At 65.5% G+C, this 20377-nt stretch carries 15 protein-coding genes; 4 read left to right on the top strand and 11 right to left on the bottom strand.

Annotated elements, in window-relative coordinates; all coding sequences use genetic code 11:
* Window positions 1-143 precede the first annotated feature (143 nt).
* Window positions 144-446, bottom strand: coding sequence for an Asp-tRNA(Asn)/Glu-tRNA(Gln) amidotransferase subunit GatC (gene gatC, locus JZY06_RS10205; RefSeq protein WP_207279426.1), 303 nt, complete (start codon window positions 444-446; stop codon window positions 144-146).
* A 363-nt stretch (window positions 447-809) separates the two neighbouring features.
* Between gatC and JZY06_RS10200 the strand changes: the two genes are divergently transcribed.
* Complete coding sequence (locus JZY06_RS10200) at window positions 810-1469, top strand: ACT domain-containing protein (protein ID WP_207279425.1); 660 nt, start codon at window positions 810-812, stop codon at window positions 1467-1469.
* 113 nt (window positions 1470-1582) lie between these two features.
* On the opposite strand, the gene ligA is transcribed toward JZY06_RS10200, so the two are convergent.
* Entirely contained in the window at window positions 1583-3607 is a 2025-nt protein-coding gene (ligA, locus tag JZY06_RS10195; RefSeq protein ID WP_242516942.1) for an NAD-dependent DNA ligase LigA, read from the bottom strand.
* Window positions 3608-3830: 223 nt separating this feature from the next.
* On the opposite strand from ligA, the gene JZY06_RS10190 reads away from it, so the two are divergent.
* Window positions 3831-4511, top strand: coding sequence for a 3'-5' exonuclease (locus JZY06_RS10190; RefSeq protein WP_207279423.1), 681 nt, complete (start codon window positions 3831-3833; stop codon window positions 4509-4511).
* A 30-nt stretch (window positions 4512-4541) separates the two neighbouring features.
* Here the strand turns inward: JZY06_RS10190 and JZY06_RS10185 are convergent, their stop codons facing one another.
* The 8 genes from JZY06_RS10185 to JZY06_RS10150 all read right to left on the bottom strand — a co-directional run bounded on the left by JZY06_RS10185 (window position 4542) and on the right by JZY06_RS10150 (window position 14432).
* A complete protein-coding gene (locus tag JZY06_RS10185) occupies window positions 4542-5651 on the bottom strand; it encodes a uroporphyrinogen decarboxylase/cobalamine-independent methonine synthase family protein (RefSeq protein ID WP_207279422.1) in 1110 nt (369 codons plus the stop codon).
* Window positions 5652-5745: 94 nt separating this feature from the next.
* A complete protein-coding gene (gene mnmA, locus JZY06_RS10180) occupies window positions 5746-6855 on the bottom strand; it encodes a tRNA 2-thiouridine(34) synthase MnmA (protein ID WP_207279421.1) in 1110 nt (369 codons plus the stop codon).
* 327 nt (window positions 6856-7182) lie between these two features.
* The gene (locus JZY06_RS10175) at window positions 7183-8412 is read right to left on the bottom strand and encodes a hypothetical protein (RefSeq protein WP_207279420.1); all 1230 of its coding nucleotides are present in this window, start codon (window positions 8410-8412) and stop codon (window positions 7183-7185) included.
* A gap of 132 nt (window positions 8413-8544) precedes the next feature.
* Entirely contained in the window at window positions 8545-9738 is a 1194-nt protein-coding gene (locus JZY06_RS10170; protein WP_207279419.1) for a cysteine desulfurase family protein, read from the bottom strand.
* A 254-nt stretch (window positions 9739-9992) separates the two neighbouring features.
* Window positions 9993-10952, bottom strand: a complete 960-nt coding sequence (locus JZY06_RS10165) for an electron transfer flavoprotein subunit alpha/FixB family protein (RefSeq protein ID WP_207279418.1) — start codon at window positions 10950-10952, stop codon at window positions 9993-9995.
* Window positions 10953-11082: 130 nt separating this feature from the next.
* Entirely contained in the window at window positions 11083-11877 is a 795-nt protein-coding gene (locus tag JZY06_RS10160; protein ID WP_207279417.1) for an electron transfer flavoprotein subunit beta/FixA family protein, read from the bottom strand.
* A gap of 400 nt (window positions 11878-12277) precedes the next feature.
* The gene (locus JZY06_RS10155; RefSeq protein ID WP_207279416.1) at window positions 12278-13462 is read right to left on the bottom strand and encodes a class I SAM-dependent methyltransferase; all 1185 of its coding nucleotides are present in this window, start codon (window positions 13460-13462) and stop codon (window positions 12278-12280) included.
* A gap of 118 nt (window positions 13463-13580) precedes the next feature.
* Window positions 13581-14432, bottom strand: coding sequence for an ABC transporter ATP-binding protein (locus JZY06_RS10150; protein WP_207279488.1), 852 nt, complete (start codon window positions 14430-14432; stop codon window positions 13581-13583).
* A 511-nt stretch (window positions 14433-14943) separates the two neighbouring features.
* Between JZY06_RS10150 and JZY06_RS10145 the strand changes: the two genes are divergently transcribed.
* A complete protein-coding gene (locus JZY06_RS10145) occupies window positions 14944-16974 on the top strand; it encodes an alpha-1,4-glucan--maltose-1-phosphate maltosyltransferase (RefSeq protein WP_207279487.1) in 2031 nt (676 codons plus the stop codon).
* A gap of 201 nt (window positions 16975-17175) precedes the next feature.
* A complete protein-coding gene (gene glgB / locus JZY06_RS10140) occupies window positions 17176-19392 on the top strand; it encodes a 1,4-alpha-glucan branching protein GlgB (protein ID WP_207279415.1) in 2217 nt (738 codons plus the stop codon).
* Between the two features lie 562 nt (window positions 19393-19954).
* On the opposite strand, the gene JZY06_RS12650 is transcribed toward glgB, so the two are convergent.
* On the bottom strand, window positions 19955-20170 hold the full coding sequence (locus tag JZY06_RS12650) for a hypothetical protein (protein ID WP_377769034.1): 216 nt from the start codon (window positions 20168-20170) through the stop codon (window positions 19955-19957).
* Between the last annotated feature and the right edge of the window lie 207 nt (window positions 20171-20377).

Raw genomic sequence — 20377 nt, 5'->3', positions numbered from 1 at the left:
TGTTGAAAGTCATGGTGTTTCGTTCGTCCTGAATGTGTCGGTCAATCGGTTGGTGGTGAATGGTTGCCGCCCCGCCGGACACGTCCGGTTGCCTGCAGCGCTTGTGGCTGCAGCAGCTGGCCGGGCCTGCGGCAGACGACGGTTTATTCGTTGCCTTCGTTCAGGATGCGGGGCACCTTGAAACGCTGCTGGGCCTGGGCCGGGGCCTGGTCCAAGGCCTGGTCCGGGGTGAGCATGTGGCCGACCACATCGGGACGCATGGTCGTTTCAATCGAATGCGGGTGACTCATCGGCACCACCCCGTCGGCGTCGACACTGCGCACCGCCGACACATTGTCGATGATCCCGTCAATCTGGCCGGCGAACTCGTCGAGTTCGGCGTCGGTGAGCGCCAGGCGGGCAAGGGTTGCGAGGTGCTTGACCTCGTCGCGCGAAATCTCTGACACGGTGAAACTGGCTTCCTTGTGTGTTGGTGGCGCACCGCGGCGGTCACAGCTGTACCGGCCGCAGGCCCGCGCCGGTCGGCCGGCGGGGTGCGCCCCTTTTTTTAGTTGAAGAAAATGTCTCCCCCAAGACTAACGCACCCGCGCCTCGGTGGCGGTGACGGGACGGCCGAAACTGTGGCCCCGGCGCCCCGGCCGGGGTCTCCGGATACATGGGGCCCCGGCGCGCTGGGGTATCGGGTTGCCCCACCTGCCGGCACTATTGGTTACAGTCGACGTAGTAACGCCACGGGCGCCGGTTGTCCCTTATGCTCGCCGCCGCCTCAATTACCTGCACGAATTACCTGCAAGGATCAGTGAACAAACATGTCGTACCTCATCCGTGTGGTTCTCCCGGACACCCCGGGGTCACTCGGCCAGCTCGCCGAGTCCCTGGGGCTGGTTGACGCCGATATCCGGTCGGTGGATGTCGTCCACGTTTTCGACGACGGCACGGCCATGGACGATATTGTGCTGTCGCTTCCGCAGGGGGCGCTGCCGGATACGATCATCACCGCCGCCCAGCAGGTGGAGGGTGTCTACATCGATTCGCTGCGGCCGTTTTCCGGGACCGTGGACCGGCGCGGCCAGATTGAGATGCTGGCCACTGTTGCCCGGCACCGCCGCAATATCGCGGGGGCGATGAATGAGCTGGTGCAGGTGATCCCGAAGTCGATGACCTCCGGGTGGGGCATTGTGCTCGATACCGGAGGAGAGACCACCCGGGTGGCGGCGTCAACGGCCGCCCCGGAAGATGACGGCAGCACCCCGTCGATCATGATTGATTCGGCCCGGGTGCTTGATCCCGATACCGAGGACTGGATTCCGCAGCGGTGGACGCTTCTTGATTCGACTCTGGCCGCCACCCCCATCACCGGCACTTCCCTGGTGCTGGTGGTCGGCCGTCCCGGCGGGCCCGGTTTCCTGGCCAGTGAGGTCGGTCATCTGCGCTGCCTGGGAGAGATCATCGGCGCGATTTTGACCTGACTCTCACCCCGCCGGATATCTGCCCGGTGGTTTTCCTCCCTCCGTGGGGTGACAGGCCCATCCCCGTCCCACCGGCGGCCGGTGGCATCCCGCATGCCACCGGCCGCGGGTTGTTACCCAAGTGCCCCGGGGCCTTTGTCCAACAGGAGGACGAACTGGTTTTCGTCGAGAATGGGCACGCCGAGTTGTTCGGCTTTGGTTGCCTTTGACCCGGCGTTGGTGCCGGCCACCACATAGTCGGTTTTTTTCGACACCGATCCGGCTGCTTTCCCGCCGCGGCTGATAATGGCCTCTTTGACGCTGTCGCGGGTGAAACCCTCCAGCGAACCGGTGGCCACAATGGTCAGCCCGTCCAGGGTTTGTTCGGCGCGTTCGGCCGGGTTGTCCTCCATGACAACACCTGCCCGCCGCCAGGCGTCGATGATGCGGGTGTGCCAGTCGATGGTGAACCATTGTTTGATCGAGGCCGCAATGACCGGGCCCACGCCGTCGGTGGCGGCCAGGTCCTGTTCGCTGGCGGCCGCGATGTTGTCGACCGAATGCCATCTGGCGGCCAGCGCCCGGGCGGCAGTTGGTCCGACATGCCTGATCGACAGCGCGGCGATGACCCGCCACAGATCTTTGTGTTTGGCCTGTTCCAGGTTGGCCAGCAGCCCGGTGCCGGCGGCGGTGAGTTTTCCTGCCGCGTCGGTGTAGACGGCGGAGGTGCGCAATTTCTTTTCCGTCAGGGTGAAAAGATCGGCTTCATCGCCAATGATTCCGCGGCGGATGAGATCGTCGGCGCCTTTGTCCCCCAGGTCCTCGATGTCGAAGACGCCGCGCCCGGCGATGTAGCTGAGCCGGGAGACCAGCTGGCCCGGGCAGTGGCGGGTGTTGGGGCAGCGGTAGTCGACATCGTCTTTTTTGGCCGGTTTGAGCCGGGTGCCGCATTCCGGGCACAGCTGCGGGAAGATGAAGGCCCGCTCGCTTCCGTCGCGGATATCGGCCCGCGGCCCCAGTATTTCGGGGATCACTTCCCCGGCTTTGCGCACCGTGACCTCATCGCCGATGAGCACGCCCTTGCGTTTGACTTCCGACTGGTTGTGCAGGGTGGCCATCTGCACCACCGATCCTGCGACTTTCACCGGCCGCATGACCGCGAAAGGAGTGACACGCCCGGTGCGCCCCACCCCGGTCCAGATGTCCTCCAACCGGGTGTTGACCTCTTCCGGCGGGTATTTGTAGGCGATCGCCCAGCGCGGTGCCCGGGAAGTCGCGCCGAGGGCTTTTTGTTCGGCCAGGTCGTCGACTTTGATGACCACCCCGTCCATTTCGTGCACCGCATCGTGGCGGTGGTCGGCCCACCAGGCCACTTTGTCCAGGACCTGCTCCGCCGACTGCACGGCCTCGGTGTAGGGGGAAACGGGCAGCCCCCAGGCCGCCAGTGCCCGGTAGGCCTCGTACTGGCTGGCGGGTGAGAATCCGACGCTGGCGCCGATGCCGTGGCAGATCATTTTCAGCCGCCGTTTTTTCACCTCTTCCGGGTTTTTCATCCGCAACGACCCGGCCGCCGCGTTGCGGGGGTTGGCGAACGGGGCCGCACCCTCGGCGATGCGGCGGGTGTTGACGGCCGGGAAGTCAGCCACCCGAATAAACACTTCCCCGCGGACCTCAACCACATCGGGCACCGGAAACTCGTCACTGGCGGTCAACTGGTGGGGAATCGATTCGATCACCCGCGCATTGGCGGTGACATCTTCCCCGATACGGCCGTCGCCGCGGGTGGCGGCCCGCCACAGGCGGCCGTCTTTGTAGATCACGTCAATGGACAGGCCGTCGATTTTCAGCTCCGTCAAATATGTCGCGGCCGGGGTGCGGGCCAGCCACCCTTCCAGCTCGGCGGGGGAAAAGACATTGTCCAACGACAGCATGCGCTCCAGGTGCTCGACATTGTCGAAGGTGGAGCTGTCCGGCACCGGGGCGCCGACCTGCCGGGTGGGACTGTCCTCCACCGCCAGCTGCGGATGGTCTTTTTCCAGCTGTTCCAGCTCGCGGAACAAAGCATCAAAATCGGCGTCGGGGATTTCCGGCTGGGCGTTGTAGTAGGCCTGCCGGTGGTGGCGGACCTGATCGGCAAGTTCCTGCCACCGGGCTGTCAGCCGGTGCCCGTCAGACCCGTGGTCAGGGGTTGCTGCTGGTGTGTTGTCGGTCTTGGCGTTGTCCACCCCGCCCACAATACAATCCGCACATCTTCCCGCCGGATCCTGCGCAACAACCAGGGGGTTGAGCGGTGTCCGGGCCATCCGGGCACGACCGGCCCCGGGCGGGGAGGTTGCAGCGGGGTGTCCCCTTTCTCGGGGCGGGCAGCTACATTTGGAGTCCATGAGCCACTTCGATCCCTCCGCCATGCTTTCCTTCGACCTGGAGACCACTTCCGCGAATCCTCTTGACGCACGTATCGTCACCTCCGCCCTGGTGACCATCAAGGGCCGGGAGGTCACCCCGGAAGAGCTGCTGGCCGACCCCGGAGTGGAAATCCCGGAGGAAGCGGCCGCCATCCACGGCATCACCACCGACTACGCCCGGCAGCACGGCAAAGACCACGACGAGGTGCTGAAATACACCGTGGACGCCATCCGGGCGGCCTGGGATGAGGGGCTGACACTGGTGGTGTTCAACGCGGCCTACGATTTGACGGTGCTGCGCAAACTCACCGGTGATTTCGTGGTGACCGGCCCGGTATTTGATCCGCTGGTCGTCGACCGGCAGCTGGACCGCTTCCGCAAGGGACCGCGGAATTTGACGGCCATGTGCCAGCACTACAATGTGCGCCTGGACAACGCCCACGAGGCGACCTCCGATGCGTTGGCCGCGGCACGGATCGCCTGGCGCCTGTCACAGCTGTACCCGGAGGAACTGGTGCGCACCGATGTTGATGAGCTGATGGTCAACCAGGCGGTGTGGCACAAAGACCACGCCGAGAAGCTGGCGCAGTACTTTGCCTCCAAGGGCCGGCCCACCGACGGCATCGACACCGGCTGGCCGCTGCACAGCCGGGTCTAGGTCCGCCCGCCGCGGGTGCGGCCGAGGCTTTTACAGATCGCCTGCATCTTTGGCCAGGATCCCGGCCAGCGCGGCAACAATGGACAGGCTGCGGGCCACCTCGGTCAGCGGCCTGCCCAGGGTGGGGTCGGTGTCGAACACATCGATCTGGCGGGCAAGCACCAGCGGGTCGACCGCCAGTTCATCGACCAGGCGGGCCAGCCTGATCGCCCGGTCGCGGGCGCTGGGCCCGTCCGGATGCCCGGTCCCCACCGCCAACCGGTGCCCACCCGAGAGCGCCTGGCCCATACCGTCCAGCTGGCTGGTGCCGCGGATGTGGCTGATATCGATCATGGTGACTGCGGGACGGGTTTTGCCCGCCACCGACCACACCGGCGGGTAGGCCGCCTGGTTGATGATGACACCGCCGACATGCGGCAGTGAGACGATCTCTTCGACAAACCGGCCGAGCTGGTCGCCCACCTCGGCCTCGGGGCGGGGATCGATGACATCGAAGTCGCTGGTTCCTGACAGCTTCCCGGCGATCACCCGGGCCAGCAACGGTTCGTTGAGCTGCACTGTCACCGGGCAGTCGAAGCGCCGCGCCAGCGCGCCAACATGCTCCGCCAGCCCGTGGACAAGCCCACCCACCAGATCGGCGGTGGCTGACCGGTCGGTCATCACCCGGTGCCCGGACGGGGTTTCCACCGCCGCCGCCAGACTCACCGGCCCGGCCAGCTGTGTTTTGACCTGCGGCAGCCGGCTGCCCCAGGTGGCTTCACAGGCATCAAGGTCCCGGGCGAAAAGATCGGCGGCCCGCCGGGCGGCGATACCGGGGCGGGGTGACAGCTGCCAGGCGCGCGGCCCGATATCGAAGCCCATCCCCTCACACACCGCCAGACTGCGCGCCACCCCATCGGCGATGGCGCCGCGTTCGGGAAGCAGTGCACAGGCGGGAAAATCGCCGGTCTCCCCTTCAATGACGGTAGCGGCCGCAACCATATCGCTGCCCGGCATCACCCCGGAACAAAACGCCCGCGGGGCCTCCGGGGATGCCTCCCCGGCGAATCCTTCCCCCGGCACGGGGCGGTCATCATCCGGGCCGGACACGGACATATCGGCGGTCACAGTTGTTGTCTCCTGTTGTTTGTTCTCTGTCACGCAGGGCGGGTGTCCCCCGCGTGCACTGCCTTAAAAAAAGCCGTCCACGCCCCCACCACCGGCTGTGGCGGGCAGGGGGTGCAAAGCCACCCGGTCAGTCGGTGGCGCGGGCGGTGGCGGTGATGGTGCCCGAGCCGAGCACAATATCGCCGCCGGTGTCCTGTGTGAGATACAGCACCGCCGCCTGGCCCGGCGCCACTCCCGCAAGCGGGCTGGCCAGATCAAGCACCAGGCTGTCGTTGTCCCAGTCGACGCTGGCGCGGGCTGCGGCGATCCCGCCGTGGGCGCGCACCTGCACCTCACAGTCGAAGGTGCCGTCCATGGCCGGGTGCAGTTTTTTCAACCGGTCGGCGTAGATGGTGGTGATACTCAAATGTTCCCGCGGCCCGACGGTCACCGTGGCGTTGCCGGCATTGATGCCGGTGACATAGCGCGGCTTGCCGTCGGCGGCGGGACGGCGCAGATCAAGGCCCTTGCGCTGGCCGATGGTGTAGCCGTAGATGTCGTCGGTGTCTTTGAGTTTCTCGCCGCTCTCGTCGAGAACCGCGCCGGGCCGGAGACCGATGTTGCGGCCCAAAAACGCCCGGGTGTTGCCGTCGGGGATGAAACAGATGTCGTAGGAGTCGGGTTTTTTCGCCACCGAGAAACCGTGGGCGGCGGCTTCTTTGCGGATATCCGGTTTGACGGTGTCGCCGACCGGGAACATGCAGCGGGAAATCTCTTCCTCGGTGAGCACCCCCAGCACATAGGACTGGTCTTTTTTCGGATCCACCGCCCGGCGCAGATACCCGTCACCGCCGTCGGCTTTATGCGTCAGCCGGGCGTAGTGGCCGGTGGCCACCGCATCAAAGCCCAAGGCCACCCCGCGCTGCAAAAGAGCGCGGAACTTGATTTTCTCGTTGCACCTCAAACACGGGTTGGGGGTTTCCCCGACCTGGTAGGAGGACAGGAAATCGTCGATGACTTCCTCTTTGAACCTGTCGGAGAAATCCCACACGTAAAACGGGATCCCCAACTTGTCGCACACCCGGCGGGCATCGGCGGAGTCTTCCAGCGAACAGCAGCCGCGGGAGGATTCACGCACGCTTTGGGGATCCTTCGACAGCGCCAGGTGGATACCGGTGACCTCATGGCCGGCCGCCACGGCCCGGGCTGCGGCAACCGCTGAATCAACCCCACCGCTCATGGCCGCGAGCACTCGCATACCAACCAGTCCTTTCCTCAGCTTGATCGGCTTTTCATCCATCCACCGCCCGGCCCGGGAATCCGGCAGCCGATCCCGCCGGTTGTCCACCTGCCGCCAACGGTGCGCGGCCACGGTTTTTTTCCGTCCCCGTCGCCCGGATCATCACCGCCGGCAGGTCCGGGGCACACACTCACCCCGGGCGAGTGTGCACCCTGCCAGATGGCGGCAGGTGAATCAAGTCTACGGCCGGCACCCGGGAAGACAGTGCCCCAGGCCGCATGAAGCGGCACCGGCCGCCCGCCGGGCCATCACCTTTTCTCCCCCGCCGCCTGCTCGTGTGCGCTGCTACAGGGAGCATTCGGTGGATACCCCGCCGCGCGGCACAGCAGAGGTCACCGGTGCCAGCGCGCCGTCGACGGTGACGGTGTCAGCCCCGGACGGGCAGGCCCCGGAGCGGGTGTCGATGGCGGTCAACTCAATGGTGCCGTCGGGGCCGGGGTGGGCCACCACCGCTGTGCGTCCGGTGTAGGTGACAGATGATTCCAGCGGGTTGACCGTCAGCCCGGTCGGGGTAGCCGTGTGGGTGACACTGCCGCCGGTAAACGACCATGTTTCAAGTTGTCCGTCGCCGTGCAGCACATGCAGCTGCCCGCGGTCGACCATGCCGCTGCCGATTCCGCGGCCCCCCTGGGCCGGATCATTGACCGTGTACGGCGGGATGGGGCTGGTGGCTGCCGTGGCTTTCTCCCCGGTGCCGGTGGTGGTCACCGCCACAGCCCCGCCGTCGGAGCTGAGGCTCATCACGGCCACGGCCCCGGTGGCGCAGTCGATACGGCCGAAGACCGGCTCCGGGATCGCCGGGGTGGTGCCGAGCACCGTTGCGGTGTCACCTGTGTGCGTGGTGACAATCCACGGCAGGTTGCCGGCGCTGTCAGCTGTGGCGTCACCATCCGGCTCCAGCCAGGCGATCGCCCCGTCATCGCATTGGGTGAGCGCCACCGGTGAGGTGTCCATGACCTGCAGGAAAGGACTGCGGGCCGCACCGACACTGACAATGGTGGTGCCGTCGGGGTGCTCGCCGTCGCCGGTGTTGAGCACAATCGCGGTGCTGTCACCGTTATCCGAGGTCGTCGCCCCGATCATGGTGTTGGCGGGGACGTCAATTTTTTGTGTCTGTGCCAGATTCCCATCAAACAGATACACCCCGTCGGCGCCGGCGGCGGCAAAACCCGCCGCGGTTTTGACGACCTTGAAATAGTTGGTGGCGGGGATTGTCACCGGCTTGACCCCTTCCCCGCCGCCGGGCCCTGCCACCCCGATCGTGGCGGTGCCGTCCGGATTGTCTGCCCCGGAGAAATACACGTACTGGTTCGGGTGGGACGCCGCATCAAAATCAATGGCCGGGGCCGTGGTGGATGTGCCGGCGGCAGCCGATCCGGTGGCGGAGGAAACGGTGCTTGCTGACGGCGCGGGCGCGGCGGACTCTGGTTCACCGGCCGCGCAGCCGCCCAGGATGGCCGCCACCACCATCCCTGCGACAGCGGTTGTTGTCTGGTGTCGGGTCGTTGCTGCCATGGGTCCGGTCACGGGTTCCTTCCGGGGTGCAGGTGGTGTGGGGGCGCGGTGGTGCCCCGGGTGCCATCCTAGGAAACCCCGGGCCCGGAATGCACCCTCCGCCGCACCGGCACCACGATGGTGGTGCGCGGTTTAGGCCATACCGGCCAGGCGGGCACGCTCAACTACCTGCGGCAGGACTTTCTCGACGGCCTCGATCCCGGCCAGGGTGGTGGTGTGCCCGAAAGTAAAACGCACTGTTCCGCGGGCGGTTGTCTCCTCCACCCCCATGGCCAGCAGCACATCACTGGCCCGGTTGACCCCGGCATGGCAGGCCGACCCGGTGGAGCATTCGATGCCTTCCCGGTCAAGCAGCATGATCAGGCTGTCGCCTTCGGCACCGGGAAAAGACACCGACAGATGTCCGGCCAGCGCCTGCGGGGTATCTTCCCCGGGGATCCACGGGGTGTGGATGACCGCACGGTCGATGGTGGCGGTGATAAACCGCGCCAGCCGGTCGCGCAAACCCTTCAGACGCTGTTCTTCCCGTTCCATCTCGTCGACGGCTTCGGCCAGGGCGGCGGCGGTGGCGGCTGCTGCCGCCACATCCTGGGTGCCGGGCCGTAAGCCCCGCTCCTGGCCACCGCCGGTGATCGGTGCCACCGGTGCCGGGGACCGCCTGGCCAGAAGTATCCCCGCACCACGGGGCCCGCCGAATTTGTGGGCGCTGGCGGCAAGTGTGGTGGCCGGCACCTCATCGAAGCGCACCGGAATTTTGCCCAGCGCCTGGGTGGCATCCACATGCACCGGGTTTCCGGCTTTAGCCGCGGTGTGGACCACACGATCAATTGGTTGGATGGTGCCGGTTTCATTGTTCGCCCACATGCAGCTGACCAGGGCCGCCGGGGACGATACCGCCGCCAGGCAATCGCTTGTGCAGGTCACGGCCCCGAAGCGGTCGACCGGCAGCAGAATCTGCCGGGCGCCGCCGTGGGTGACAAGCGCCCCGACGGTTTCTTTCACCGCCGGGTGTTCCACCGGGGAGCACACAATCGTGCGGTTGTCCGGGTTGGCGGTGACCGAGTGCCGGTACAGGCCGCGCACCGCGATATTGTCTGCCTCGGTTCCCCCGGAGGTGAAAATCACCTCCACCGGGTCGCAGCCGACAATCCCGGCGATCTGTTCCCGGGCGCCGTCGAGCACGGCCCTGGCTTTGCGCCCGGAGGCGTACTGCCCGCCGGGGTTGAGCAGATCCAGGTTGTCCACCAGCACTTTACGGGCGCTCCCGCGCAGCTGCGTGGTGGCCGCATGGTCAAAATAGTGGCGTGCACTCGCGTGGGTGTCCATGATGTGGTTTGCCGTGCTTTCCGCTGGGGTGGGTGGTGGTGTTTTCTCGGGCGGGTTGTGCGGTGGTTTCCGGGTACGCCGTGGATGTCCCGGCATCAGTCCCGTTGTCCGCCGGGGCGGCCGCTTTTTTTGGTGGAAAAACCGCACCCCGGCAGCTGGTGGCCGCCGGGGTGGGGTGGAAGAACAACAACGCCGGGTCCCGCCGCAGCCGCATCAGCCAGCCGGGTGCGGCGGCAGGTCGGGAAAACGGGGTGCTATTTGCCGGTGCGGCGGGTGATTTCCGCGGTGAGTTTCGGGGCGATCTCCGCCAGATCACCGACCACCCCGAAGTCGGCGATATCAAACAGCGGGGCATCCTCGTCGTTGTTGACGCAGACAATGGTCCGGGCCGTCTGCATGCCGGCCTTGTGCTGGATGGCGCCGGAAATACCGAAACCAATGTAGAGCTCCGGGGAGCAGGTCACACCGGTCTGGCCGATCTGGTAGGCCGCACCGTAGTAGTCCTCGTCGACGGCGTCGCGGGTGCAGCCCACCGCCCCGCCGAGGCTGTCGGCCAAAGGCTCCAGCAGGGTTTCGAACCCTTCCCGGGAACCGACACCACGGCCCCCGGCCACCACTGTTTTCGCCTGCGCCAGATCGGGCCGGGCCTGCTGGATGGCCGGGGTGAAGGAGGCGACGGTGACATCTTTGTCACCGGCCTGCGGCATCGCCAGCTCAACAATGTCACCGGCGGCGGGCACCGGCTGGGCGTCCACCGCGCCGGGGCGCAGCGTGTAGACGGGACTGTCGCCGCCGACGGCGGCCGAAACCTGGTAGGTATCGCCCAACACCGACAAATTGGCGGTGCGGTCGGCGTTGATGCCCACCACATCGCACAACACGCCGCTGGCCACCCGGGCGGCGACCCGGCCGGCGATCTCGTTGCCGGTGGCGCCTGCGGCCACCACCACCGGACCCGGGTTGTCGGCGGCCAGGATCGATAAGGCATCAACCTCCGGCAGCACCACCCGGGAGGCGGCGTCAGCGGATTCCGCGGCCACAATTGTCACCGCCCCCAGGGCCGCCAGCTCATCTGCCATACCGGCTGCTGTTCCCGGACTACCGGTGACAACCGCCCACACATCCCCCAGCGGGGCGGCGGCGGTGATCAGTTCGGCGGTGACGCCGTCAATGCGGCCCGCCTGGTGCTGCACCAGAACATAAGTGTTGGTCATGATGGTTTACTCAGCTTCTTTATCTCGCGCGTGATGGGCAAAAGTGTGTGCACTTGGGGCGGAAACGACCACCGGGCGTGCCGCCGTGTCGGGTGGGCCGGGCCGGGACGACCCCGGGCCTGCCCCACGGCTAGATCAGTTTCTGTTTTTCGAGGAAGTCGGCGATTTTTTCGGCCGCATCCCCGGTGTCGCGGATGATCTCGCCGCGGGTGCGTTCCGGGCGTTCGGTGGCGGCGGTGACAACCGTGGCGGCATTGTCCAGGCCGACGGTGGCGGCATCGATGCCGCAGTCGGCGGCCGACAGCACGGTGATGGTGGCTTTCTTGGCGGCCATGATTCCCTTGAAGTTGGGAAAGCGCGCTTTCCCGGACTGCTCTGTCACGGAGATCACCGCGGGCAGCGGGGCGGAGACCTCCCAGGAGCCTTCCGCGGTGGTGCGGGTACCGCTGACCGTGCCGCCTTTAACTTCCACCCGGTCCAGATTGGTGCAGGCGGGAACACCGCGGTATTCGCCGAGCACCCCGGCCAGGGCACCCATTTTGCCGTCCGAGGACGCATTGCCGGCCACCACCAGATCCACCGGGGCACCCAGTGCATCAATGGCATTGGTGATCGCCCAGGCCGTGCCCAGAAGATCGGAACCGGCAAGGACCGGGTCGGTGACCAGGACTGCCTGATCAGCACCCATGGCAATGGCTTTGCGCAGCGCGGCATCGGCGCGCTCGGTACCGACCGACAGGGCGGTGATTGTCCACCCGGCTTCCGGGTCGGCTTCCCGGATACGCAGCGCCTGTTCCATCGCGTGCTCGTTGATTTCGTCGATCACCTCGTCCACGCCGTCGCGGTCGAGGGTGTAGTCGTCCTCCAGCCGCCGCGGCGACCAGGAATCGGGAACGTGCTTGACCAGCACCACCATCGTGGGCATAGCGTGATACGCCTTTCCGCCACCCGGTTCACGCCCATGCGGGGCCGGGAAGCCTTCGTGTAAACAAACGGACGGACAACCGGGGCAACAACACTGCCCCGGCACCGTGCCATCCGGTGGGTTGTCATGACAATGCGAAAAAATAATCCGTGGCGCGGCGGCGGCCGGATTCCACCGGCCCCGGCAGGAGGCCGCAGCCGCCGGCCGGCGCGGCCGGTCAGCCACGCGGCCCCCCAGTCTAGCCGGTAGCCGAAAACAGTGTTTCACCCGGCATGACCGGCACACGCGCCAGGCGACACAGAAGGAAAAACGGTGCCCGCGCCCCGCCGCGGGCTGGACCGTGGGTGACAGCCCGCCACCGGTGCTATCCGTATATCCGGCCCGGCCGGCCCGGGCCGGGTCAGCCGGTGGTGCGCGGATGGCAGATAAAGGCGGTGCCGGTGCGGCCGATCCGGGTGATCACCAGTGCGAAGGGCCGGGAGCCTTTCAGTTTGAATCCCGCCCGCAGCCGGTCGGGGTTGACATCCACGCCGCGCACCAGGATTTCCACCTGCCCGCAGCCGAAGGCTTTGAGCGCCCTGCCCGCTTTTTTGATCGGCACCTGTTCGATGATCTCGAAACCTGTGGTGCCTTCCGGCAGACGGTCGCCGGTTACGTGGGCGATCCGCGGATCAAGCATGGACAGCCCGTGGGCGGCGGCGTAGTGGCGCACCAGCCCGGCGCGGACCACGGCCCCATCCGGGTCGATGATGAAACGCCGGGGGGCGGTGACAATATCGGCGTCCGCGATCTCACCGGCGGCGTCGGTGATGGTGTCCACCTGCACCCGACCGGTGGTGCTGCCGGGTACCCGCCGGATGAGGGTGGCCGTACGGCGGGCGCCAAGACCCAGTCCGCTGCTTGCCAGCAGTACTTCTTTGACATGCCCGTCCACCGAGGTGACCTCCACCGGCCCGTCGTGGAAACTGTAGTCAAGCCCCGGCGCGCATTTGACCATGAAACCGGTGGCCCCGGCGTAGGTCTCCATGAGCCGGCCCAGCGGCGGGAGCAGCTTGTCCGGATCGGTGATCCGGCCGGTGCTGTTGCGCCGCGCCGGGTCGGCGATGACCACCTCGGTGTTGCCGGGGTGAAACGCCGGGGCGAGGGCGTCGGCGACAGCCACCGGCAGGCCGGTGTTGGCCCGGGCCATCGCCACCCGGGAGATGTCGAGATCAAATCCTGTGGCGGCCAGTCCCGCCCGCGCCAGGTGGTCAAGCTCCGTTCCGATCGAGCAGGTCACATCCACCACCCGGGCGCCCCGGCCGAGGACGCCGGCCACCCGCCGTGCCCGGTGGGCGGCCACCAGCGGGTCCGTCGCCTGCTGGGCGGCGTCCCGGTCGGTGATCCAGTGCGGCGGGATTTTCCCGGCGGCTTTCGCCCGGGCGGCCACCACCTCCAGCCCAGCCCGGCCGTACTCCCCCAGCAGCTGCGCTGCCCGGGCGGCGTCACTGACTGCGGTCGCGGGTGTCAGCTCCACCGCGGCGGACAGCTCGGCCAGCTGGGCCGGATGGTCACGGATCCAGGACACTTCGGCGGGTGTGAGCATGGGGTGGTGGTGTCTTTCCCGGCAGGTGGTTGATCCCGTGGCGGCGGGCCGTGGACAGGCCTGATGCGGCACACGGGGTGCATGAACAGTGTTGTGGTCGACGCTTGTTGGACCACACTCACGCCCGGTGGCTGCCGCCGCGGCGGGTGCGCCGGGCGAAAAAGCGGCCGTCAATCCGGTCGACGGTGATCGGCTGGTGGAAGGCCCTGGTCAGGTTGGCGCTGGTGATGACATCATCGAGCAGACCCAAAGCCACGACTTCACCTTCGTCGAGGAGCAGGGCGTGGGTGAATCCGGCGGGTATTTCTTCCACGTGGTGGGTGATCATCACCGTGGCCGGGGCGTCCGGATCCATGGCCAGCTCCCCGAGGTAGGTCACCAGATCCTCGCGTCCGCCCAAATCCAGCCCGGCACCGGGTTCATCAAGCAGCAGCAGCTCCGGGTTGGTCATCAGCGCCCGGGCGATGAGCACCCGTTTGCGTTCCCCCTCCGACAGGGTTCCCCAGGTCCGGTCGCGCAGATGCAGGGCGCCCATCTGTTCCAGGATCTCGTAGGCGCGGTCGTAGTCGACCCCACTGTAGTCTTCCCGCCAGCGGCCCAAAATGGCGTACCCGGCGCTGATGACCAGGTCGCCGACTTTCTCGTGGTCGGGGATGCGGTGGCCCAGGGCGGAAGAACTCATGCCGATCAGGGCGCGTAAATCCCGCATGTCGGTTTTGCCGATTTTCTCGCCCATGACCACCAGCTGACCGGTGGTGGGGAATTCCTCCGCGCCGGCCATGCGGATCAGGGTGGTTTTCCCGGCCCCGTTCGGGCCGATGATCACCCAGCGTTCATCCAGCTCCACCTGCCAGGTGACCGGGCCGAGAAGAACCCGGCCGTCGCGGGCGTAGGTGACGTCCCTGAAATCGAGCAGAACATCCGGGTCGAAGAACTCATCATTGGTGTCGGGGTGGTTCACATCCCCCATCATGGCAAATACGGGGGCGGAAAACAGGCAGCAACACACGGCAAGCGCCCCCGGCGGCAGGGCACACCCGTGTGCGACACCACCGGGCCCGCGCACGGCCACCGTGTGGGGGTCGATGACGGCCACCGGCGAAACGCCGCGTGAAAAACATCTCACCGCACCGGCTTTCCAGGCATAGTGTTCGGTGTGCCGGTGTGGCAGGGACGCATCTGCTGCCCAAAGCCCGCAAAGCCGGTTAGGCTGGATGACGGGATATTCATCCCCGCCCCACCGGGCGTGAGCACCGGCCAACCACCCGCCGGGCAGACCGTGGCAACGGTGACACCGGTGCGGAAAAAACAAAAAAGACCGATCCCCCGCCGCCCCCGGCCGGCCCGGCGCCCCGGCGCAGCCGCCCCACAGGCTCAGGCGGGGGGTGGGAGAAATAGTTTTTTTAAGGACATTCAAGGCGCAACGACGGTATCGCAGCCGTGTGACAACGAAAGAAGAAGTGGACCAAGTGGAACAGACAGTGACCGGACGTCTCGGGATCGACGATGTACGCCCGCGGGTATCCTGCGGGGCTTTTCCCGCCAAAGCCGTGGTCGGTGAGGTGGTGCCCGTTTTCGCCGTTGCCTGGCGGGAGGGCCACGACGCGTTGTCGGCGACGCTGAATGTCAAAGGCCCCGACGAGTCGGAGGCGTTTGCCAAAAGGGTCAAACTCCCCATGCGCGCCAACCCGATGGATCCCGACCAGGTCAATGCGGTCTTCGTCCCGGACGCGCCGGGGTCGTGGTGGTTCCGCATTGATGTCTGGTCCGATCCGGTGGAAACCTGGCGGCGGGCGGTGACCGCGAAAATCGATGCCGGCCAGTCCCCGGACGAGTTGGCCAATGACATGGAAACCGGCGCCCGGCTGTTTGAACGCGCCGCCAGGGGGCGGGTGAAAGACAAAAAGAAGATTCTTCTCGGCGTCGCCGAGTCGCTGCGCGGCAGCGGGGATCTGCGGCAGCGGGTGGCCCCGGCGTTTGATCCGGCGGTGGAAAAACTGCTCGCCGACAAGCCGCTGCGGGATCTGCTCACCCGCGGCAAAACCATGCGGGTGCATGTCATGCGCCGCAAGGCCCTGGTCTCCAGCTGGTACGAACTGTTTCCCCGCTCCACCGGTGGTGTCGACGAGTCCGGCCAGCCGGTCCACGGCACGTTTGCAACAACCGAAAAAGCCCTGGAGCGGGTCGCCCGGATGGGTTTTGACACCGTCTACTTCCCGCCGATCCACCCCATCGGTGAGATCAACCGGAAAGGCAAAAACAACTCCCTCGACCCCACCCCGGAGGATGTCGGATCCCCGTGGGCGATCGGGTCGAAAGACGGCGGCCATAAAGCGGTGCACCCGAAACTGGGCACCCTCGACGACTTCGACCGTCTGGTGAAAAAAGCAGAGTCCCTGGGGTTGGAGGTGGCCCTCGACCTGGCGCTGCAGTGCGCCCCGGATCACCCGTGGGCGGCATCCCACCCCGACTGGTTTACCGTCCTTCCCGACGGCACCATCGCCTACGCGGAAAACCCGCCGAAAAAATACCAGGACATCTATCCGCTGAACTTCGACAACGACACCGAGGGCCTCTACAACGAGATCTATGACACGGTGATGTTCTGGATCAGCCACGGCATCACCACCTTCCGGGTGGATAACCCGCACACCAAGCCGGTCAACTTCTGGGAGTGGCTGATCCACAAGGTCCACGACACCCACCCGGAGGTGATTTTCCTGGCGGAGGCCTTCACCCGCCAGGCACGCCTGTACGGTTTGGCGAAAGCCGGGTTCACCCAGTCCTACACCTACTTCACCTGGCAGACCACCAGCAAGGATATCACCCACTTCGCCGAGGAGATCGCCAACCGGGCCGATCTTTTCCGCCCCAACGTCTTTGTCAACACCCCCGATATCCTGCACGCTTCCCTGCAGTACGGCGGACGCAGCATGTTCGCCATCCGGGCGGCGATGGCCGCGACCATGTCGCCGCTGTGGGGTGTCTACTCCGGTTTCGAGCTCTACGAGCACGAGGCGGTCGCACCGGGCAGCGAGGAATACCTCGACAGCGAGAAATACCAGCTGAAATACCGCGACTTCGACAAAGCCGACGCCGACGGGGATTCGCTGGAGCTGTTTATCACCACCCTGAACCGGATCCGCAAAGACAACCCGGCGCTGCAGCAGCTGCGGGAGATCACCTTCCACGACACCGACTCCGACCAGATCATCGCGTACTCGAAAACCGATGCCGTCACCGGCAACGCGGTACTGGTGGTGGTCAACCTGGATTCCTTCAACGCCCGGGAAACCACGGTGCACCTGAACATGGAACGCATCGGCAGAAAACCCGGCGAGACCTTCCAGGTCCACGACGAGCTGACCGGCCAGAGCTACACCTGGTCCGAACACAACTACGTCCGCCTGGAGCCGTGGCACAATGTGGCCCACATTCTCCGGCTTCCCACCATCGACGAGAAAGACCGCGAAGCCATCGCCTGGCGGCGGGTCGACACCTACCACGACTGACCACCGGGACCATGGTCTCCCCCGCCGCCGGGACACCCGGTTGTTCCCGGCGGCGGGATCCGTGTTTTCCCTTTCTGCGACAAGACCCGAAACTTTTTGTTCATGCGTGAGCAACGCACAGCCCCCCATTTCCTACCGCCACCACCGGCCACCGGCCCTCTTCGGGTCGTCACCGGCCACCATTTCAAAGGACAGCAGCCCATGACCATTGACACTTGCCCCGACCGTCTGCGGGTGGACGCTCATGACCTGGAGTTGATCCGGATCTGCCGCCACCACAATCCGCACGGTGTTTTCGGCTGGCACCGTATCGGCGAAGCCAGCGACGACCCTTATCTGGCGGTGGTCAGGACCCGGCAGATCGGGGCGGAAAAAGTCGTGCTGCGCATGGACGGTGTCGGCGAGATCGAGATGGTCAACACCGGCGACGACATTTTCGTCGCGGGACTTGAAAACGCCGACCCGCACGCCTACCGGCTGGAGGTCACCTGGCCGGGGGGTTTCACCACCGACCTGGCCGACGCCTACAACTTCCTGCCCACCCTGGGCGATATGGATCTGTACCTGATCGGTGAGGGCCGCCACGAACACCTGTGGGAAGTGCTCGGCAGCCATGTGCGCCGCTACGACTCGACCATGGGTGATGTCGACGGGGTGTCCTTTGCCGTGTGGGCGCCCAACGCCAAAGGTGTCGCCGTCATCGGCGACTTCAACGGCTGGAACTGCACCCAGCATCCGATGCGGTCGCTGGGGTCGTCGGGGGTGTGGGAAATCTTCATCCCCGGGGTGAAAAAGGGTGCCACCTACAAATACGCCATCCACACCCCCGATGCCCGCCGCGACAAAGCCGACCCGATGGCCCGGCGCGCCGAAACCCCGCCGGCCACCGGCTCGATTGTCTGCGAATCCTCTTTCACCTGGTCCGATGACGAGTGGATGGACACACGCCGCACCACCGACTGGCAAAAGAAGCCGATGAGTGTCTACGAGGTGCACCTGGGCAGCTGGAATCTCGGCGAGGACTACCGGGATCTGGCCAAAGACCTGGTCGACTACGTCAAGGAAATGGGCTACACGCACGTGGAGTTCATGCCCGTTGCCGAGCATCCCTTCGGCGGCTCCTGGGGCTACCAGGTTTCCGGGTACTATGCGCCGTCGTCACGCTGGGGAACCCCCGACGGGCTGCGCTATCTCATCGACCAGTTCCACCGCAACGGTATCGGTGTGCTGGTCGACTGGGTGCCCGCCCACTTCCCGAAAGACGACTGGGCGCTGGCCCGTTTCGACGGCCCGGCTCTCTACGAGCACCCGGACTGGCGGCGCGGGGAACAAACCGACTGGGGCACCTACGTCTTCGACTTCGGCCGGCGGGAAGTGAAAAACTTCCTGGTCGCCAACGCCTTGTACTGGTGCGAGGAATTCCACGTCGACGGCCTGCGGGTCGACGCGGTGGCCAGCATGCTGTACCTGGATTACTCGAAAAAAGACGGCGAATGGCTGCCCAACCAGTACGGCGGGCGGGAACACCTGGAGGCCGTGCAGTTTTTGCAGGAGATGAACGCCACCGTACACAGGACCTTCCCCGGGGTGCTCACCGTCGCCGAGGAATCCACCTCCTGGCCGGGGGTGACAGCCCCCACCGACCACAACGGTCTGGGTTTTTCCATGAAATGGAACATGGGCTGGATGAACGACACCCTGTCCTACTTCAAAGAAGACCCCATCAACCGGTCCTGGCACCACGGGGAGATCACTTTCTCCATGGTCTACGCCTATTCGGAAAAATTCATTCTGCCGATCTCCCACGACGAGGTCGTGCACGGCAAAGGCTCACTGTGGACCCGCATGCCGGGCGACGCCTGGAACAAAGCGGCCGGGGTGAGAAGCCTGTTCGGCTACATGTGGGCGCATCCCGGAAAGCAGTTGCTCTTCCAGGGCCAGGAATTCGCCCAGAAACAGGAATGGGGCGAATCCCGCTCCCTGGACTGGGGTGACAAGGAAGGCTGGGAAGGCGAATACCACCGTGGGGTGACGGAACTGGTGAAAAAACTCAACGCCGTTTACGCCGCGACCCCGGCGCTTTACACCCTCGACGACAAGCCGGAAGGTTTCAGCTGGGTCAAATGCGACGACGCGCAGGGCAATGTGCTGGCGTTTATCCGGCACGGGTCCGACGGTGACAAACTGCTGTGCGTGTGCAACTTCGGCGGTATGACCCACAAAGGCTACAACCTCGGCATGCCGGAGGCCGGCACATGGGAGCTGGTGCTCAACACCGACGCCAAAGAATTCGAGGGCGCCGGAAACGAGCTCGCCGAGACTGTGTCCACCATCACCTACCCGTGGGACAACCAGGACCATTCGATCTCCATCGACATCCCGGCGATGAGCGTCCAGTGGTATCTCAAACAGGCCTAGCCCCCGCCCGGCCGCCTGCACCGGATAACAACCGGAAAAAAGGCGCGGGGCCTCCCGGCCGGTGATCCGATCCGCCCCGGGTGCAGTGACGACCACATGCACCCGGTGGCGGATTTTTTCTTGCTTTCCCACCGTCACCGTTGCCCCGCGTGCCGTCTCCTCCCCCGCCCAGCGGCTATCCGCCATCACCACTGCACCCGAAAGATGCGGCCCCGGCGTGGGGTGGCAGTGGGGGGGTGCTTCTATCTTGAATACAAGTCTTTGACTGTGTGAATGTGGTCACATTGTCTTGTCTTGCATTGTACTGCTGGTCTTGTGGCTTTGGGGACGTGGGTGGGAGCCGATTGTCGCTGGGGCAATCGGCTGGGGGCGTTGCGGGTCGGGTTTAAACGGCTTGTTTTTGCCGCTGGGCCGGGCGTTGCTCGTGATAGTAGGTCATATCTTTGAGCATTCGGAATATGACGTTTCAGCGTCTTCGTGCCAGGCACATGACAGCGGCGTTGTGGCGGGTGTGTTCGGCTCGTTTCGGGCACAAGTATTGGTGTGAACGCTCGTGGAATCTTCATGCTGCTGACAAGCCGATTGCCATAGGGCGTTCTTTAATTTTTTGTTTTCTACCCCTGTTCGGCCCGGAACTGTTGATTGATGTTCCTGATTGTCTGTCCTGCGGGCACAGGCTTCGCGTATGAAGCCTGTTGGGCTGGTGTCCGGAAAGTGCGATATGTCCCCGATGCAGATGAAGGATTGTTGCGGCTGTCTGGGGTCCGATTCCAGGCATGCTCAGCAGAATGTCGAACTGTGGTAGCTGACAGGCTAATGCCTCGACTTCACGGTGGACTGCCTCGCGTCGGCGGCTTTAGTTCCAGGATCTGGTGGGCGTTGATTGTGATGCCGATGATCAGCTGTTTGGTACCGGGCATGGCTATTTTTTGGGCTTTGACCGCGGCGATGATGCGCTCGATCAGGCTGCTGTAGCGTACAGCGC

Origin of the sequence: Corynebacterium mendelii, from assembly GCF_017307055.1 — a bacterium.
GTDB lineage: Bacteria > Actinomycetota > Actinomycetes > Mycobacteriales > Mycobacteriaceae > Corynebacterium > Corynebacterium mendelii.
The sequence above is the reverse complement of the archived record's forward strand: the minus strand, read 5'-3'. Positions and strand labels throughout refer to the sequence as shown.

What these genes read in the sequence shown, in the direction of transcription:
- JZY06_RS10165 (WP_207279418.1), bottom strand. Translation starts at nt 10,952, where the DNA reads ATGACCAACACTTATGTTCTGGTGCAGCACCAGGCGGGCCGCATTGAC.
- JZY06_RS12650 (WP_377769034.1), bottom strand. Translation starts at nt 20,170, where the DNA reads ATGCCTGGAATCGGACCCCAGACAGCCGCAACAATCCTTCATCTGCAT.
- JZY06_RS10155 (WP_207279416.1), bottom strand. Translation starts at nt 13,462, where the DNA reads ATGCTCACACCCGCCGAAGTGTCCTGGATCCGTGACCATCCGGCCCAG.
- JZY06_RS10175 (WP_207279420.1), bottom strand. Translation starts at nt 8,412, where the DNA reads ATGGCAGCAACGACCCGACACCAGACAACAACCGCTGTCGCAGGGATG.
- JZY06_RS10160 (WP_207279417.1), bottom strand. Translation starts at nt 11,877, where the DNA reads ATGCCCACGATGGTGGTGCTGGTCAAGCACGTTCCCGATTCCTGGTCG.
- JZY06_RS10150 (WP_207279488.1), bottom strand. Translation starts at nt 14,432, where the DNA reads ATGGGGGATGTGAACCACCCCGACACCAATGATGAGTTCTTCGACCCG.
- JZY06_RS10190 (WP_207279423.1), top strand. Translation starts at nt 3,831, where the DNA reads ATGAGCCACTTCGATCCCTCCGCCATGCTTTCCTTCGACCTGGAGACC.
- JZY06_RS10200 (WP_207279425.1), top strand. Translation starts at nt 810, where the DNA reads ATGTCGTACCTCATCCGTGTGGTTCTCCCGGACACCCCGGGGTCACTC.
- glgB (WP_207279415.1), top strand. Translation starts at nt 17,176, where the DNA reads ATGACCATTGACACTTGCCCCGACCGTCTGCGGGTGGACGCTCATGAC.
- mnmA (WP_207279421.1), bottom strand. Translation starts at nt 6,855, where the DNA reads ATGCGAGTGCTCGCGGCCATGAGCGGTGGGGTTGATTCAGCGGTTGCC.
- JZY06_RS10170 (WP_207279419.1), bottom strand. Translation starts at nt 9,738, where the DNA reads ATGGACACCCACGCGAGTGCACGCCACTATTTTGACCATGCGGCCACC.